The organism is Nonomuraea typhae (assembly GCF_009760925.1).
In the GTDB taxonomy this organism is placed as follows: Bacteria; Actinomycetota; Actinomycetes; order Streptosporangiales; family Streptosporangiaceae; genus Nonomuraea; species Nonomuraea typhae.
Genome location: NZ_VRLV01000024.1, coordinates 18,710 through 34,690 on the forward strand (window position 1 = coordinate 18,710; position 15,981 = coordinate 34,690).

The 15,981-nt window shown below is 68.7% G+C and carries 18 protein-coding genes and 1 tRNA gene; 4 read left to right on the top strand and 15 right to left on the bottom strand.

Annotated features, from left to right (window positions below; translation table 11 throughout):
- Nucleotides 1-36: 36 nt before the first annotated feature.
- The 4 genes from rplK to FVE25_RS51075 form a co-directional block, all read right to left on the bottom strand.
- Complete coding sequence (rplK, locus tag FVE25_RS51060; RefSeq protein ID WP_157254663.1) at nucleotides 37-468, bottom strand: 50S ribosomal protein L11; 432 nt, start codon at nucleotides 466-468, stop codon at nucleotides 37-39.
- Between the two features lie 109 nt (nucleotides 469-577).
- The gene (gene nusG, locus FVE25_RS51065) at nucleotides 578-1,354 is read right to left on the bottom strand and encodes a transcription termination/antitermination protein NusG (RefSeq protein WP_157254664.1); all 777 of its coding nucleotides are present in this window, start codon (nucleotides 1,352-1,354) and stop codon (nucleotides 578-580) included.
- A 42-nt stretch (nucleotides 1,355-1,396) separates the two neighbouring features.
- Nucleotides 1,397-1,642, bottom strand: a complete 246-nt coding sequence (gene secE / locus FVE25_RS51070) for a preprotein translocase subunit SecE (RefSeq protein ID WP_157254665.1) — start codon at nucleotides 1,640-1,642, stop codon at nucleotides 1,397-1,399.
- Between the two features lie 74 nt (nucleotides 1,643-1,716).
- Nucleotides 1,717-1,789, bottom strand: a tRNA-Trp gene (locus FVE25_RS51075).
- A 150-nt stretch (nucleotides 1,790-1,939) separates the two neighbouring features.
- On the opposite strand from FVE25_RS51075, the gene FVE25_RS51080 reads away from it, so the two are divergent.
- Nucleotides 1,940-3,151, top strand: coding sequence for a pyridoxal phosphate-dependent aminotransferase (locus tag FVE25_RS51080; protein WP_157254666.1), 1,212 nt, complete (start codon nucleotides 1,940-1,942; stop codon nucleotides 3,149-3,151).
- Here the strand turns inward: FVE25_RS51080 and FVE25_RS51085 are convergent.
- Genes FVE25_RS51085 through FVE25_RS51100 form a run of 4 tightly spaced genes read right to left on the bottom strand, consistent with a single transcriptional unit; the run spans nucleotide 3,148 to nucleotide 5,617 of the window.
- Complete coding sequence (locus FVE25_RS51085) at nucleotides 3,148-3,630, bottom strand: hypothetical protein (protein WP_157254667.1); 483 nt, start codon at nucleotides 3,628-3,630, stop codon at nucleotides 3,148-3,150. The two genes, FVE25_RS51080 and FVE25_RS51085, sit on opposite strands and share 4 nt — an antisense overlap.
- Before the next feature lie 23 nt (nucleotides 3,631-3,653).
- Nucleotides 3,654-4,202, bottom strand: a complete 549-nt coding sequence (locus FVE25_RS51090; RefSeq protein ID WP_157254668.1) for a hypothetical protein — start codon at nucleotides 4,200-4,202, stop codon at nucleotides 3,654-3,656.
- A gap of 30 nt (nucleotides 4,203-4,232) precedes the next feature.
- Nucleotides 4,233-5,126 (bottom strand): PASTA domain-containing protein, encoded by an 894-nt coding sequence (locus FVE25_RS51095; protein ID WP_157254669.1) that lies wholly within the window; start codon nucleotides 5,124-5,126, stop codon nucleotides 4,233-4,235.
- Nucleotides 5,123-5,617, bottom strand: a complete 495-nt coding sequence (locus FVE25_RS51100; RefSeq protein ID WP_157254670.1) for a SigE family RNA polymerase sigma factor — start codon at nucleotides 5,615-5,617, stop codon at nucleotides 5,123-5,125. The genes FVE25_RS51095 and FVE25_RS51100 overlap by 4 nt, the downstream gene beginning before the upstream one ends.
- A gap of 68 nt (nucleotides 5,618-5,685) precedes the next feature.
- On the opposite strand from FVE25_RS51100, the gene FVE25_RS51105 reads away from it, so the two are divergent.
- The gene (locus tag FVE25_RS51105) at nucleotides 5,686-6,720 is read left to right on the top strand and encodes an adenosine deaminase (RefSeq protein ID WP_157254671.1); all 1,035 of its coding nucleotides are present in this window, start codon (nucleotides 5,686-5,688) and stop codon (nucleotides 6,718-6,720) included.
- On the opposite strand, the gene FVE25_RS51110 is transcribed toward FVE25_RS51105, so the two are convergent.
- The gene (locus FVE25_RS51110) at nucleotides 6,709-7,494 is read right to left on the bottom strand and encodes a hypothetical protein (protein ID WP_157254672.1); all 786 of its coding nucleotides are present in this window, start codon (nucleotides 7,492-7,494) and stop codon (nucleotides 6,709-6,711) included. The genes FVE25_RS51105 and FVE25_RS51110 overlap by 12 nt on opposite strands.
- On the bottom strand, nucleotides 7,481-8,020 hold the full coding sequence (locus FVE25_RS51115; protein ID WP_157254673.1) for an RNA polymerase sigma factor: 540 nt from the start codon (nucleotides 8,018-8,020) through the stop codon (nucleotides 7,481-7,483). The genes FVE25_RS51110 and FVE25_RS51115 overlap by 14 nt, the downstream gene beginning before the upstream one ends.
- Before the next feature lie 111 nt (nucleotides 8,021-8,131).
- Between FVE25_RS51115 and FVE25_RS51120 the strand changes: the two genes are divergently transcribed.
- A complete protein-coding gene (locus tag FVE25_RS51120) occupies nucleotides 8,132-8,869 on the top strand; it encodes a class I SAM-dependent methyltransferase (RefSeq protein ID WP_157254674.1) in 738 nt (245 codons plus the stop codon).
- A 47-nt stretch (nucleotides 8,870-8,916) separates the two neighbouring features.
- Here the strand turns inward: FVE25_RS51120 and FVE25_RS51125 are convergent, their stop codons facing one another.
- The 4 genes from FVE25_RS51125 to FVE25_RS51140 all read right to left on the bottom strand — a co-directional run bounded on the left by FVE25_RS51125 (nucleotide 8,917) and on the right by FVE25_RS51140 (nucleotide 14,093).
- On the bottom strand, nucleotides 8,917-9,765 hold the full coding sequence (locus FVE25_RS51125) for a carbohydrate ABC transporter permease (RefSeq protein WP_246268756.1): 849 nt from the start codon (nucleotides 9,763-9,765) through the stop codon (nucleotides 8,917-8,919).
- Nucleotides 9,766-10,686, bottom strand: a complete 921-nt coding sequence (locus FVE25_RS51130) for a carbohydrate ABC transporter permease (protein WP_157254675.1) — start codon at nucleotides 10,684-10,686, stop codon at nucleotides 9,766-9,768.
- A 60-nt stretch (nucleotides 10,687-10,746) separates the two neighbouring features.
- Entirely contained in the window at nucleotides 10,747-12,024 is a 1,278-nt protein-coding gene (locus tag FVE25_RS51135) for an extracellular solute-binding protein (RefSeq protein ID WP_246268758.1), read from the bottom strand.
- A gap of 206 nt (nucleotides 12,025-12,230) precedes the next feature.
- A complete protein-coding gene (locus FVE25_RS51140) occupies nucleotides 12,231-14,093 on the bottom strand; it encodes an acyl-CoA dehydrogenase family protein (protein ID WP_157254676.1) in 1,863 nt (620 codons plus the stop codon).
- Between the two features lie 137 nt (nucleotides 14,094-14,230).
- On the opposite strand from FVE25_RS51140, the gene FVE25_RS51145 reads away from it, so the two are divergent.
- On the top strand, nucleotides 14,231-14,653 hold the full coding sequence (locus FVE25_RS51145) for a VOC family protein (RefSeq protein WP_157254677.1): 423 nt from the start codon (nucleotides 14,231-14,233) through the stop codon (nucleotides 14,651-14,653).
- Between the two features lie 123 nt (nucleotides 14,654-14,776).
- Here the strand turns inward: FVE25_RS51145 and FVE25_RS51150 are convergent, their stop codons facing one another.
- On the bottom strand, nucleotides 14,777-15,967 hold the full coding sequence (locus FVE25_RS51150; RefSeq protein ID WP_219826018.1) for a tyrosinase family protein: 1,191 nt from the start codon (nucleotides 15,965-15,967) through the stop codon (nucleotides 14,777-14,779).
- Nucleotides 15,968-15,981: the final 14 nt, after the last annotated feature.

Here is a 15,981-nt window from a genome sequence, read left to right on the forward strand (position 1 = left end):
CGGGCCAGCGCGGCCCTTCCACGGAGGTCGGAGGTGTTACTCGGCGACGGTGATGCCCATCGACCGGGCGGTGCCGGCGATGATCTTCTCCGCTGCCTCGATGTCGTTGGCGTTGAGGTCCGGCATCTTGGTCTCGGCGATGCTGCGGAGCTGCTCGCGGCTGAGCTTGCCGACCTTGTCCTTGTGCGGGACCGCGCTGCCCTTGTCGATGCCCAGAGCCTTCTTGATCAGCTCGGGCGCCGGGGGCGTCTTCGTGATGAAGGTGAAGCTGCGGTCTTCGAAGATGGTGATCTCAACGGGGATGATGTTGCCCCGCTGAGCCTCCGTCGCAGCGTTGTACTGCTTGACGAAGTCCATGATGTTGACGCCGTGGGGACCGAGGGCGGTACCGACGGGCGGGGCCGGGGTGGCCTGGCCAGCGGGGAGCTGGACCTTGACCAAGGCCGCGATCTTCTTCTTCGGAGGCATTTATCCTTCTCCGGGTCCTGATAGGTGATCTGTCCGGCCGGGAAACGGGCCGGACATGTCGGAAGGCCGCCCTTCGCGAGAGGCGGCCAGCCGAACGACTCAGTGTATGTCAGATCTTGGAGACCTGGTTAAACGACAGCTCGACCGGGGTCTCGCGGCCGAAGATCGAGACCAGCACCTTGAGCTTCTGCGACTCGGGGCTGATCTCGCTCACCGAGGCGGGCAGGGTCGCGAACGGGCCGTCCATGACGGTGACCGACTCGCCGATCTCGAACTCGACGGTGGGGCCCGCCGCCGCCTTGGTCTTGGTCTGCTTGGCCTCCTCGGTCGGCTCGGGGGCCAGCAGCTTGGCGACCTCGTCGAGGCTGAGCGGGGAGGGCTTGTTGGACAGGCCGACGAAGCCGGTCACACCGGGAGTGTTGCGCACCGCGGCCCAGGACTCGTCGGTCAGCTCCATGCGCACCAGGACGTAGCCGGGCAGCACGCGCTCCTTGACCGGGACCTTCTTGCCGCTCTTGAACTCCTGGACGGTGTGCGTGGGCACCTCGACCTGGTAGATGTACTCCTCCATGTTGAGCGAGACGTTGCGGCTCTCGATGTTGGACTTCACCCGGTTCTCGTAGCCGGCGTAGGAGTGGATGACATACCACTCGCCGAGCTGGCCACGCAGCGACTGCTTGAACTCCTCGACCGGATCGACGGCGGGAAGATCCTCGTCGTCGTCCTCGTCCTCCTCCGTCTCCTCAGCAGCCTCGGCCTCGTCGACGACGACGACGACCTCATCGTCGTCGGCGGCGTCGGCCTCGACAGCCTCGTCAACGGCCTCTTCCGGCTGCTCGTCCCACTCTTCGCGGGACTCGTCGGCCGGGAATGAAGACTCGGACACGGTGACCTTTCCTCTTTCGTCGAATCGTGGGGGCGAAGGGTGTTATTCCCCGCCGAAGACCCTGATGACACCCCAGCCCAGGGCAGCGTCAAGGCCGTACACGATCGCAACCATGATCAGAACGAATACGAGAACGACCGTGGTGTAGGTGATGAGATCCTTACGCGTCGGCCAGATGACCTTGCGCAGCTCATTGACCACCTGCCGGTAGAAGAGGGCAGGAGATGTGCGGGTCTTCTTATCGCCGCTAGGCTTGTCTGCGGTCTCGCCGCGCGTGTCGATCGCCACAGTCCTCACCTGATCCGTCGTATCCAACGCAGTTTGCGGCGCGCTTACGCACCTGGTTGCGCGGACCGCACTCGCAGGGCACGAGGGACTCGAACCCCCAACCGCCGGTTTTGGAGACCGGTGCGCTACCAATTGCGCTAGTGCCCTATGTCGCTGACCACACTACCCCGGCCAGCTCACTGCCTGGACCGAACCGCGGCTCGACATGCGGCGGCAGGACCAGGCGAGAGTCTACGGGGGAATGCCCGGTACGTCGAACCCGAAACCGATCGCCCAGGTCAACAGCGTCGTGGGAGCATGGATCCCATGTCCACCCGACCCCGCATCTCCACACGAATTTCCGCGATCTCGGAGTCCGCCACCCTAGCCGTCGACGCCAAGGCCAAGGCGATGAAGGCCGCCGGCCGTCCGGTCATCGGCTTCGGCGCGGGCGAGCCCGACTTCCCGACGCCCGGCTACATCGTCGAAGCCGCCGTCGAGGGCGCCCGCGACCCCAAGAACCACAAGTACACCCCGGCCGGCGGCCTGCCCGAGCTGAAGCAGGCGATCGCCGACAAGACCCGCCGCGACTCCGGCTTCGCGGTCGAGGCGTCCCAGGTCCTGGTCACCAACGGCGGCAAGCAGGCCGTCTACGAGGCGTTCGCGACGCTGCTGGACCCGGGCGACGAGGTCCTGGCCGTCGCGCCGTACTGGACCACCTACCCCGAGGCGATCAAGCTGGCCGGCGGCGTCCAGGTCGACGTGGTCACCGACGAGTCCACCGGCTACCTCGCGAGCGTGGAGCAGCTGGAGGCGGCGCGCACCGAGCGCACGAAGGTCCTGCTGTTCGTCTCGCCGTCCAACCCGACCGGCGCGGTCTACAGCCGCGAGCAGGTCGAGGCCATCGGCCGCTGGGCCACCGAGCACGGCCTGTGGGTGGTCACCGACGAGATCTACGAGCACCTGGTGTACGGCGGCGCCGAGTTCACCAGCATCGCCCACTACGTCCCGGCCGACCACGTGGTCATCCTGAACGGCGTGGCCAAGACGTACGCGATGACCGGCTGGCGCGTGGGCTGGCTGATCGGCCCGAAGGACGTCGTCAAGGCGGCCACGAACCTGCAGTCCCACGCCACCTCGAACGTCTCCAACGTGGCCCAGGTGGCCGCGCTGGCCGCGGTGAAGGGCGACCTGACGGCCGTGGCGGAGATGCGTGAGGCGTTCGACCGCCGCCGCCAGACGATGGTGCGCATGCTCAACGAGATCCCGGGCGTGTTCTGCCCGGAGCCGAAGGGCGCCTTCTACGCCTACCCGTCGGTCAAGGGCGTGCTCGGCAAGGAGATCCGCGGCCGCCGCCCCCAGACCTCGGCGGAGCTGGCCGAGCTGATCCTGGAGGAGGCCGAGGTGGCGGTGGTGCCGGGCGAGGCGTTCGGCACGCCGGGCTACTTCCGCCTGTCCTACGCGCTGGGCGACCAGGACCTCGCCGAGGGCGTGGGCAGGATCGCCAAGCTGCTGTCGGAAGCGGTCTAACGGGCCACGACGGTCGCCGCCACGGATGACATCCGGTCGGCCAGGTCGGGCGTCGCCGCCACGTAGACGGCCAGGCCCGGCCGGTCGAGCCACATGTAGTGCCGGACGTTCCCGCTCGTGCGCCAGCGCAGGGCGGGCCGTCCGGCGTGGGTGGTGAGGTAGGCCCGGCTGATCACGGTGGCGAACTGCTGGGCGCCCCTGAGCCCGCAGACCACGCCGACCCACAGCGTGTCGTCCCCGCTGCCATAGCTCTGCCCCACGACCGCGTACCGCCCGGGCAGCCCGGGGACCTGGGTGAGCGCCGCCCCCTGTTTGAGCCCGTCGGGGACGCTGTAGGTCACCCGCCGCCCGTCGCACCCCGCCAGCTCCGGCGCCACGGCGGGCGTCGCGCTCGGGCTGGGGACGGCCCGGGCCTCTGGTACGGCGGCGCCGCACCCGCCCAGCGTGAGCACGAGCGCCACCGCTGCCCAACCCCGCATCGTCCCCCTTCCGGTCAAGGTCCCTAGTCTCTTACCGGAGCCTTCACCGAAGCCGCAATAGCGAGTAATTCGTTGGCCAGCGGTTCGCTGACGCGGATCCAGGCGCCGGTGCCGGCGCGCTCCAGCCAGACGATCATCCTGCCGCCGTCGGGATGGGCGCCGACCACGGCGGGCTTGCCGCGCACGGTGGTCTCGCGGGCGCGCCGGACGACGGCCCGTTTGCGGTAGGTCTCCCAGTCGGCTGCGACAGTACCGTGTTCGACCTGCGCCTCGACGGTTCGGTCACCGGTGCCGAAGCGGGCCCAGCCGCCTGCCGTACCGGAGGCGACGTCCCCGCCGCCGGTGCGGTCGAGGCCGGCGGGCAGGTAGGTGAGCCAGAAGTCGTCGGAGACGACCGCGATGGTGGTGGGGTCGATCAGCGCCGGGGAGGGCGGCGGCTGGGGCGGGATCCGGGGGGACGCCGGCCGTACGTCGGGCCCTAAATCCGCGGAGAACACCAGGGAGAGCACGACTACCGACGAGACCAGGGCCAGGACCGAGAATGCGGCACGCCACCATCGCCCCGTGTGCATAGGGGGATGATCCCCAGTTTCGGCCGGGCTTTACTCGGAGATCGGATGAATTCCTTCGGCGATTTTGACCAGCTCCTCCTTGATCTGGTCCTTGGCCAGCTTCTTGGCGCGGAACGGGCTCATCATGATCTCGACGGCCAGGTCGTCGCGGAGTTTCCAGCCGAGGGTGTGGGTGACGAGCTCCGGATCGGACTGTTCTCCTTCCTTGACCACACGAGTGTCTTCGGAGAGGGCGGCCAGGTAGCCCTTCTTGCCCTTGATCTCGACGGTCTCGGCGCCCTGGCCGGGGAGCTCCGTCAGCTTCTTGCCGACGACCTCGCTCGCCTCGCCCTCGTAGACCACGATCTGGATGGAGTAGGCGCCGTCGTTGTCGGGCTCCTCGAAGGAGGTCGTGTAGGAGTTCTTGCCGAAGCCGTTCTTGCCCGACCATCTGCCCCAGGACATGCCCTCGGGCAGGTAGGTGATCTCGATGCCGCCGAACTTGCGGCCGTCGCCGAGGTCGCCCAGGTCCTGCGGGGCGGAGTACAGCGTCACCTTGGTGCCGGGCTCGACCTCTTCTCCCGCGGCGGGGTGCTGCTGGGTGACGAACTGCGGAATCTCGGAGACGTCGTCCACCGCCAGCCCGGCGGCCTTCAGCGTCGCGACCGCCTTGTCCAGCTTGAGGCCGTTCACGTCGGGCACGGTCACCTTGGTGCTCACGCCGGCCGTGGCGACGCCCGTGTTCCTGGGGGCGGGCTCGTTCGAGCTGAGCACCATGGGCACGGTCGCCGCCACCGCCGCGGTGACCAGCGCGGCGCCCGCCGTACGAAAGACGACGGCGCGGCGGCGGCGGGCGCGGCGGACGGACCGGCCCATCGCCGGCGCGGCGTGCACGTCGGCCACGTGCCTGGCCATCGCCTCGCGCAGTTCTTCCTCGACGTTCATCGAAACGCTCCTTCCTTGACGTTCTCGCGGATCTTGGCCAGTCCCCTGGCCGCCTGGCTCTTCACGGTCCCGATCGAGCAGCCCAGCAACTGGGCGGTGGCGTGCTCCGACTGGTCCTCCCAGTAGCGCAGGACCAGGACCGCCCGCATTTTCGGCGGCAGCCTGCGCAGTTCCTCGATCAGGCTGTCGCGCAGGTCGAGGTCGGGAGCTCCGGCGGGGGTCTCGGGCGGGCGGGCGAAGGTGATCTCCTGCAGCACGCGCCGCCGCCTGGCCTTGTTGATGGCCGCGTTCACGACGACCCTGCGCGCGTAGGCGTCCGGGTTGTCGTGGCGAATGCGCGACCAGTGCCGGTAGACCTTCTCCAGGGCGCCCTGGACCAGGTCTTCGGCATCGTGCGCCGTGGCGCCGCAGACCAGCGTCGCGGTCCGCAGCAGCGAGGTGCTTCTGGCGGCGACGAACTCGTCGAACGCCGCCTCGTCTTCATCGGTCATCAGCGGGGTCCCCTTTCGCCTTGCACAACCCGCGAACCCGCCAGGAAGTTGAGTGGAAGAATAAGGAGATGCCCCGCCCGCTCCACACGCTTCCCAAGGCACACCTGCATCTGCATTTCACCGGATCGATGCGGCATTCGACGCTGCTCGAGCTGGCCAGGTCGCAGGGGCTGCACCTGCCCGACGCGCTGGAGGAGGACTGGCCGCCGCGGCTGCGGGCGACCGACGAGCGGGGCTGGTTCCGCTTCCAGCGGCTCTACGACATCGCCAGGTCGGTGCTGAGCACGCCCGAGCACGTCTACCGGCTGCTGCGCGAGGCCGCCGAGGACGAGGCGGCCGAGGGCTCGCGGTGGCTGGAGATCCAGGTGGACCCGTCGGGCTTCCAGCAGCGTTTCGGCGGGCTGACCGCGACGCTGGAGCTGATGCTCGACGCGGCCGCGCGGGCGGCCGGGCACGCGAGCATCGGCATCGCGGTGATCGTCGCGGCCAACCGCACCCGCCACCCGCTCGACGCCAACACGCTGGCCAGGCTGGCCGTGCAGTACGCCGACCACGGCGTGGTGGGCTTCGGGCTGTCCAACGACGAGCGCCGCGGGGAGGCCAGAGACTTCGAGCGCGCCTTCCGCATCGCCAAGCGCGGCGGCCTGCTGGCGCTGCCCCACGGCGGCGAGCTGCTCGGGCCGCGCAGCGTCGAGCAGTGCGTGTACGACCTGCACGCCGACCGGGTGGGCCACGGCGTGCGCGCGGCCGAGTCGGAGCGGCTGATGGAGCGCCTGGCCGACCGGCAGATCTGCTGCGAGGTCTGCCCGACCTCCAACGTGGGCCTCGGGGTGGCCGAGCGGGCCGCCGACGTGCCCGTGCGGCGGCTGTTCGAGGCGGGGGTGCCGATCGCGCTGGGCGCCGACGACCCGCTGCTGTTCGGGGCGCGGCTGCTGCGGCAGTACGAGCTGCTGCGCGGGGTGTACGGCTTCCGCGACGCGGAGATCGCCGAGATGGCGCGGCAGTCGATCAGGGCGTCGGCCGCGCCGGAGACGACGCGCAAGGAGATGCTCAAGGGCGTGGACGACTGGCTGACCGCGCCGCCCGACCCGTCAGCGGAGTGAGTTGGCGATCTCGGCGGCCCGGGCCCTGTCCTTGACGCCTTCGAGCCGGTAGCCGACGCCGTCGCGCTGCCAGATCAGGGTCTGCTCGACCATGCGCAGCGGCAGCAGGGTGTCGTCCCCGCGCTTGAGATGACTGAGCCGGTGGGTGCCGGTGATCCACCAGGCTTCGCCGTACCTGAGCGGGACGTTCTCGGGCCAGGGTTCGCCCATCTCCTTGAAGAAGACCGGGCTGTAGCCGCCCTGGAACTGGTCGAGGCGGACGCCGTCCCAGAACATCGAGACGATCCGGCCCTCGTCGCCGACCCTGACCTCCTTGGGCGGGCCGAGGACGGCGGGCGTGCCGACCCGGAACGCCACCTCCGAGGGCAGTTCGCCGGGTTCGACCGTGTGCTCGCCCGGCAGCGGGTTCTGCGTGGACAGCGCGGGCGGCGGCGTTTCGGTGATCCGCAGCTCGATCCCGGCCAGCCGCAGAATGTGCGCGACGGCCGCGCGGCCCTGCGGCGTGGCCGCCGTGATCGCGACGACCACCGCCAGCACGACCGCGGTGATCACCCAGCGCCGCCGCCTCCGCGCGGCGCCCGGCCTGCGGGTGACGTCGTCGCGCCGCCCCGGCGCGGGCGGGTGCGCGGCGAGCCCGTCCGCGCGCTCCAGCCGGGCGCGTACGGCTGCCGCCACGTCGGAGGGCGGCGGCGTGGGCACGTCGATGGCATCGCCGAGCGCCATGAGTTCGGCTTCCAGATCGTGTGCTCCGTCGAACGGCTCATGCGAGGTCACGCCCCACCTCCCCCCTCAGTCTGGCCAGCCCGCGGTGGGTGCTGGACTTGACGGTGCCGACGGGCCAGTCGAGCACCTGGGCGGTCTCCGCTTCCGACAGCTGTAAGAAGTACCGGCAGACCACGGCCTGACGTTCCCGATCAGGCAGCTTGCGCACTGCCTCCAGCAGGCGGGCCCTGCGGTCGGCGGCGACAGCCGTACCCTCCGGGTCGTCCGGCGCGGCCGCGTCGGCGCTCGTGCTCGCCCGCAACGCCAGCTCCGAGCGGCGCCCGCGGGAGCGGGTGAGGTTGTGCGTCTCGTTGGCGACGATGCGCAGCAGCCACGGCCGGAACGGGGCGTCCTTGCGGAAGGATCCCAGGTGCCGGTACGCCTTGACGAAAGCCTCTTGGACGACGTCCTCGGCCTCGTCACCGGCCCCGAGCATGGCCGCGGTGCGGTGGGCGAGCGCGCTGTAGCGGGCGACCAGCACCTCGTAGGCGGACAGGTCGCCGGACAGGGAGCGGGCTATCGCCTCGTCGTCGTCCATGGGTGAGACAGATTCCACCGCATGCGCCCCCGCAGCGGAAGAGGTGAACCGCACCGTTGGCCGGGCACTAGACTCGGGCAGATCCGTAGCCCCTTGAAGGAACAAGGACTCATGTCTTCTGGGTATGACCGTGTAGTACAACCGGCGGCCGGTGACGAGGCCCTGGAGAACCATCTGGGCGGCGACGAGGCCAAGAACTACCGGCAGTACGAGTTCGACATGGTCGCCCCGCACGTGGGCCGGTCGATGCTCGAGATCGGCTCGGGGCTCGGGCACTTCGCCGAGCAGTTCCTGCCGCGGCTGGAGCGGCTCGTGGTCAGCGACTTCGACCCCTACTGCTGCGACCAGCTCAACAAGCGCTTCGCCGACAACGCCGACATCGAGGTGCTGCACTTCGCGCTGCCCGACCCGGTGCCGATGGAGGGCCAGGTCGACACCGTCGTCCTCATGAACGTGCTGGAGCACATCGAGGAGGACGCCGAGGCGCTGCGGTCCCTGGCCAAGGTGACCAAGCCCGGCGGCCGGATCATCATCTGGGTTCCCGGCTACATGCAGCTCTACGGAGACTTCGACCGCAAGGTCGGCCACGTGCAGCGCTACACGCCCAAGACGCTGACCAGGACGGTCATGCGCGCCGGCCTGGACATCGACGTCTGCAAGCCGATCAACTTCCTCGGCGGCATCGCCTGGTGGGCGGCCGTGCGCAGGGGCGGCGTGGGCTACCCGGACCCGCGGCTGGTCAAGATCTACGACCGGACCGTGGTCCCGACCACCCGCTTTCTCGAGCGTTTCATCCGGCCCCCGTTCGGCCAGACCGTCTTCTGCGTCGCCCGCGTGCCGCAGTCCTGAGCACGCGCTTCGACCGCCGCGGATCGCGCGGCGGCCGAAGGGGGCGGCTACTTGATCGAGCCGGCGGTGAGGCCGCCGACCACCTTGCGCTCGATGAGCGCGAACAGGATGATCACCGGGATGGTGGCGATCACCGAGCCGGCGAACAAGCCCTGCCAGTCGACCGAGTACTGACCCATGTAGGAGTGCAGCGCCACGGGCAGCGGCTGGTTGCCCGGGCTGGTGGCCAGGGTCAGGGCGACGACGAACTCGTTCCACGCGGCGATGAACGTGAAGATCAGCGCGGTGATCACGCCCGGCATGGCCAGCGGGAGCGTGATACGGAACAACGCGCCCATCCGCCCGTTGCCGTCGATGAAGGCGGCCTCTTCCAGCTCACGCGGGATGCTGGAGAAGTAGGCGTTGAGGATCCAGACTGCGAAGGCCAGGTTGAAGCCGCCGTTGACCAGGATCAGCGCCCACACCGAGTCCACCAGGCCGAACTGGAAGAACTCCCGGTAGATGCCCACGACCATCGAGGTCGGCTGGAACATCTGCGTGATCAGCACCAGGATCAGGAAGAACGTGCGGCCCCTGAAGTTGTGCCGCGAGGTGTAGTACGCCGCCGGCAAGGCGACGATCAGCACCAGCAGCGTCGAGCCGACCGCCACCTGAAGCGAGATCAGCAGGTTGTCGGCCAGCCCGCCTTCCCAGAAGCCCAGGATGGCGGAGAAGTCCCAGGTGTCGGGGAACCATTGCGCGACCCGCAGCTCCTCCTGGGGCCGCAGCGCGATCAGCACCATGACCAGGTACGGGAACAGGAAGACGAACCCGATCAGGTAGGCGACGGCCGCGATGACCGTCGTCTTGACCCTGGGCATCGTGCGCGGGCGGCGCGCCCTGACGTGCGTGCTCACCTACGCCACCTCCCTGTTCCAGCGCGAGACCCGCAGGAAGATGATGGTCAGCACGATGACCATGCCGAAGTTCACCACCGACATCGCCGCCGACTGCCCGATGTTGGAGCCCTTGAGGATGTACATGAAGATCGTGGAGGTCGCCGTGTCGTAGCCCGGCTGGCCGCGGGTCATCGCCCAGATGATCGGGAAGCTGTTGAAGACGTTCATGACGTTGATCAGCGCCGCGACGGTCAGCGCGGGTCGCAGCAGCGGCAGCGTGATCGACCAGTACGTGCGCCACTTGGTGGCGCCGTCCATGCGCGCCGCCTCGTAGATGTCGGCCGGGATCGTGGCCAGCCCGGCCAGCAGCGCGTACGTGGTGAACGGCACCGAGACGAACACCGCCACGAAGATCAGCCACGGCATCGCGGTGGACGCCTGGCCGAGCTGGTCGGCGGCCTCGCCGCCCATGGCGGACAGCAGGCCGATCGAGCTGGGCTCGATGCCGAACGCGTTCTTCAGGAAGACACCCAGATCCCGCCGGATCAGGTTGATGACCCCGACCTCCGGATCCAGCATCCACTTGAACACGATCGCCGTCATCAGCACCGACGCCGCCCACGGCGCGATCAGCGCCCAGCGGGCCAGCTTGCGTCCGGGGAACTTCTGGTTGAACAGCTGGGCCAGCAGCAGTGAGATCAGCACGGTGAGCGCGACGACCGCGACCACCCAGATCACGCTGCGGACCATGATGTCGCCGAAGTCCTTGGCGTTGAAGACCTTCGTGTAGTTGTCGGGGAAGTTCGTCTCCCGGACCACGCCGAACCGGCTGATCTGCAGGAACGACGACCGGACCATCTCGATGACCGGCCAGATGACCACCGCGGCGATCAGGAGGACCGCGGGCCCGACCCAGGCGAGCGGTTCCAGCTTCTTCATGCGCACCCTTTCACGGAGGTACGGCAGGCGGGCCGCCTGCCGTACGCATCCCTGGACCGATCAGCCTGTCTCGGCGACCTTCTGGAGTTCACCGAGGGTCTTGGCCGGGTCCTTCACGGCGCCGCCCATGGTCTGCTTGATCTGGGTGTTCACGTCGGACCACTTGGGGTCCTGGAACGGGTAGAAGCTGGCGTTGGGCAGCCCGTCGAGGAACGGCTTGAGCTTCTCGTCGCCCGACAGCTTCTGGATGCCGCTGGTGGTGACCGGCAGCAGCTTGTACAGCTCCACGATCTTCTCGGCGGCGGGCCCGGTGTAGAAGAAGTCGAAGAACTTCTTGATCTCCTCCGGGTGCTTGTTCTGGTTGAACGCCATGATCCAGTCCATGACGCCCAGGGTCGTGTTGAGCGGGCCGGTCTTGCCCGGGATCGCCACGACGCCGTACTTGTCCTTCACCGCGCCCTTGTCGAAGATCGGAATCGACATCGGGCCGCCGTTGGCCATGCCGACCTTGCCCGCGGCGAAGTCCTCCCAGACCGTCTTGCGGTCCTTGGTGCCCGGGTTCGGGCTGGTGAGGCCGGCGTCGACCAGGCCCTTGAGGTAGGTGAAGGTCTCGATGTTGGCCGGGGAGTTGATCGTCCACTTGCCGGAGGCGTCCTTGTAGCCGCCGCCGTTGCCGAGCATCCACAGGAACGACTCGCCCTGCGCCTCCTCCTGGCCCAGCGGGAGGCCGAAGGGCTGGCTGACGCCGGACTTCTTGAGTTTCTCGGCCGCGGCCTTCAGCTCGTCCCAGGTCTTCGGCGGCTCGGCGATGCCGGCCTTCTCGAACAGCTCCTTGTTGTAGAACAGGGCGCGGGCCGAGGAGACGAACGGCAGGCCGTAGGCGGCGCCGTCCACCTTGCCGAAGTCGGCGAACTTGGTCAGCAGGTCCTGCTGGACGTTCGGGGAGACGATCTCCTCGACCTTGTGCAGCAGGCCGTCCTTGACGAAGCCGGAGTAGTCGCCGGTCTGCAGGATGTCGGGCGCCTGGCCGTTCTGGACCATGGTCGCGACCTGCTTGTCGATGTCATTCCAGTTGATGACGGTGACCTGGACCTTGATGTTCGGGTTGGCCTGCTCGAACCCGGTGACGACCTCCTTCCAGAAGTTGTCGCCGGAGTTGGCCGCGCCGGGCCCGTCGCCGTAGTCGGCCGCGACCATCTTCAGCGTGACCTGCCCGGCGGCGGATGCCTTGCCGCTCTCGGCGGGCGTGCCGGTGCCGCCGCCGGAGCCGCCGCAGCTGGACAGGACCAGCATGGAGGCCAGGCCGAGAGCGGCGCCGCCCACAAGCTTGATGTTCACCGTAGATACCGCCTTCTCGTCGGACGGGTCACGCTGGTCCGTACCAGCCCCGGACCCCGCCCAAAGGGTTTGGGGGTTGTGTGAGTCGCAGCTCACAACGTTGGCGTCAGAGTAAGCCTCTGTTCAGCAGCCGGTCTATACCGGTAGGTATCGGTTTGAAAACGGCCAGGCAACCAAATCAGCCAAACCGGTCTAGACCAGGACTGTCAGGGGATCTTTCTCCGCACGTTCTCCCCGCCCTCGGGCGAGCCGATCCACGGGCCCTCGATGGACGGGTCCAGGATGCCCTCCTCCAGGAAGCCGTAGCGGCCCTCCATGACGTACCGCGCCAGCCGTACCTCCTGGGTGTCGTTGTTGTCCCAGAGCATGGAGAAGATGGTCTGAATGCGGCGGCTGGCCTGCAGGCAGAACGTGTCGGCCAGTTCCAGCGGGCGGCGGCCGAGGTCGGCGGTGTCCTCGTGGGCCTTGACGCAGGTGGCGGTGATGGCGAACAACTCGGCGCCGATGTCCACGATCCGGCCCAGGAACGCCTGCTTGTGCTCCAGCCTGCCCTGCCAGCGCGACATGCCGTAGAAGATCGAGCGGGCCAGCTTCCTGCTGGTCCGCTCCACGTAGCGCAGGTGGCGGGCGAGCGGGCCGAAGTCGGGATAGGAGGCGGGCAGTGTGCCGGAGCCGGCGACCAGCGTCGGCAGCCACTTGGCGTAGAAGGCGGTCGCACGGCGCAGCGCCTGGGCGCGTTCGTGCCGGGAGGCGTCCGGGTTGATCAGCTCGCCCGCGGCGCTCAGGTGGGCGTCGACCGCCTCGCGGGTGATGAGCAGCTTCATGATCTCCGAGGAGCCTTCGAAGATGCGGTTGATCCGGGAGTCGCGCAGCATCTGCTCGGCGGGCACGCCCCGCTCACCCCTCGCCACCAGCGACTCGGCGCTCTCGTAGCCGCGGCCGCCCCTGATCTGGACCAGTTCGTCGAGGGCGGTGTAGGACAGCTCGGTGGCGTAGAGCTTGGCCAGCGCCGCCTCGATGCGGATGTCGGTGGCGGCCGAGTCGGCCATGCGGGCGGTCAGTTCGCTGACGGCCTCCAGGGCGTAGGCGGTGCCGGCGATGAAGGCGATCTTCGTGGCCACGGCCTCGTGCTCGCCCACGCTCCTGCCCCACTGGACGCGGGCCGTACCCCACTCGCGGGCGATCTTCACGGCCCACTTCGCGTTGCCGGCGCAGGTGGCCGGCAGCGAGAGGCGGCCGGTGTTGAGCGTGGTGAGCGCGATCTTCAGGCCCTCGCCCTCGCGGCCGATGAGGTTGGCGGCGGGCACCCGCACGTCCGTGAAGGCCGTGACGCCGTTCTCGATTCCGCGCAGGCCCATGAAGGAGTTGCGCCGCTGCACGGTGATGCCGGGCGCGTCGCCCTCGACGACGAACGCGCTGATCTTCTTTCCGGTGCGTGCCATGACGACGAGCAGGTCGGCGACCACGCCGTTAGTGGTCCACAGCTTCGTCCCGTTGAGGATGTAGTCGCCGCCGTCCTTGACCGCGGTGGTGGCGAGGCGAGCGGGATCCGACCCCACATCCGGCTCTGTCAGCAGAAACGCCGATATTTCGCCCTTTGCGCAGCGGGGGAGGAATTTCCGCTTCTGCTCTTCGGTGCCGAACAGCTTCAGCGGTTGCGGCACCCCGATCGACTGGTGCGCCGAAAGCAACGTGGCCAGCGCCGGGCAGTACGAGCCGACCAGCATGAGCGCCCGGCAGTAGTACAGGTACGGCAGGCCGAGCCCGCCGTACTCCTCGCCGATCGTGATCCCGAACGCCCCGAGATCCCTGAACCCGTTGATCACCTCGTCGGGCACGACCCCCGTCCGCTCGATGAGCGCCGGATCGACCCGCGTATCCAGGAAACGCCGGACGGACCGGACGAACTCCTCCCCGCGTTTGGCCGCGTCTTCGAGGACACCGGGGACCGGATAGACCAGATCCAGCCGGAAATCCCCGAGGAACAGCTGCTTGGCGAAGCTCGGCCGGGTCCATTCGCTCTCGCGGGCCTGCTCACCGAGCTCTCGTGCCTTGGCATAGTCGCTCATCTGCGCCCTCCCCACGACGTTACTCGCGAGTCGCGTTCGCCGGAAGGTGCTACCCGCCCCAGCCGTTTCGAGCGACTGCGCGAAAGCCTTTCCCTTGAGGAACCGCACGTTCCACAAGGCCCCGTAACTTGGTTCCCATGACACAGAACCTGCGCGGATTCGCCACCATCAACTACTGGGCCGACGACGTGGACGCCGCGGCGAAGTGGTACACGGAGTTCCTCGGCGTCGAGCCGTACTTCTTCCGCCAGGGCCCCGACGGCAAGAACGCCTACATCGAGTTCCGCATCGGCGACTACCAGGCCGAACTCGGCATCATCGACAAGCGCTGGCAGCCTGCGGGCGCCGCCGCGGAGCCCGGCGGCGCCGTGATGAACTGGCACGTCGACGACATCCAGGCCACCTTCGACAGGCTCCTGGAAATGGGCGCGAAGGAGTACATGCCGATCACGCACCGCAGCGAGAGCTTCGTCACCGCCGCCGTCATCGACCCCTTCGGCAACGTGCTGGGCATCATGTACAACCCGCACTACCTGGAGATCGTGGAGAGCGGCCGATAAATCCGTTGCGGCCACAACGACCGCTCCCCTACTGTCGAGGCACCAAGAGCCACTACCTGGATGGGTAGTTGAAGCGCCTCCACGCCATGGGCGCGAACACCGCCGGCGCCCCGGCCCTGCTTGTCACAGGGCCGGGGCGCCGCCGTAGGTGTACCACTTGCGGTGGTCCAGGAGCTCGCGCGGCGTGATCGTCCACCCCGACTCGCTCCTGAACGGCTCCAACGGCACGTCCAGCAGCTCCGCCGGCAGGAAATGCGCCGCCGACGGATGCCTGGCCTGCCAGTCGGCCCAGAGCTTGTCCACGAAGCAGTGGTTGAGGAAGAACGCCGGGTCGTTCGGCGACGAGGCGCCCAGCATGTTGCCGCCCACCCAGACATGCGCACGGTTATGCATCTGCGGGCCGCCCGGCCAGCCCTCGACCAGGTTGCGGAAGCCTTCGGCCGAGGAGTCGTACGGCGGGCGGTCGTAGACGTCCATCGCCAGCGCCCGGTCGACGACCGAAGGCCCGGAGGGCCGGTCCGCCTGCGCGCCGAACTCGCGGCGCAGGAAGTTCCTGTCGTCCTCGCTCACGGTGATCGGCCACTGGCCCGTGCGGTACGCGAACGGGCCGTCCATCACCTGCGTGTCCCCCGGGCGGCCGTTGCCGCCGAGGAAGTCAGGGGTGAACGGCGTCGCGTCCGGGCGCTGCTGGGTGCTCCAGTCCCAGTACGGCAGCGCCGTACCCAATTGGTTCTCGAAAAGCAGCAAGTAAGCGCGGTGCCAGGCGAGGAACCCGGCGTGCATGTGGGCGTTCCAGCCGTGGTTGTCGAAGGCCCGGCGGTGCACGTCCACGAAGAAGTCGTAGGCGCCGCTGCGCTTGAGCTCCAGAAAGGCGTTGACCAGCGTCGTGCGCTCCGCGGCGGTCAGGGCGGCGGCGTGCTTGCGCAGCCGGCCCGCGTTCCGCCCGCCGGCCCGGCCGGCGACGTCGGGGTGGGCGAGCTCCACCGGGGCGAGCGGCCGCGGGTTGACCAGGCGCGCCCCGCGCAGCAGGTGCACCGCCTCGGTCACCATCGACAGGAGCGTGGGGTGGATGACGTGCTGGTTGAGCGCGCTGCTGAACCCGCCCGGCATGACCATCGCGCGCAGCGGGACGCCGTCGATGAACACCGTCTCGTCCAGCACCAGCGCGTGCTCGTCGGTCGGCGGCGGACAGATCTTGACGCTCCTGCCCTTGATGGTCAGCTCGCGGCATTTCCCGCCGCGTGGCACCGGATCGGCCAGGAACGGCATCGCCAGCGCCATGGCGAGCACTTGCCGCCTACTCGTACCGAACATGAAAGAACCCCCTT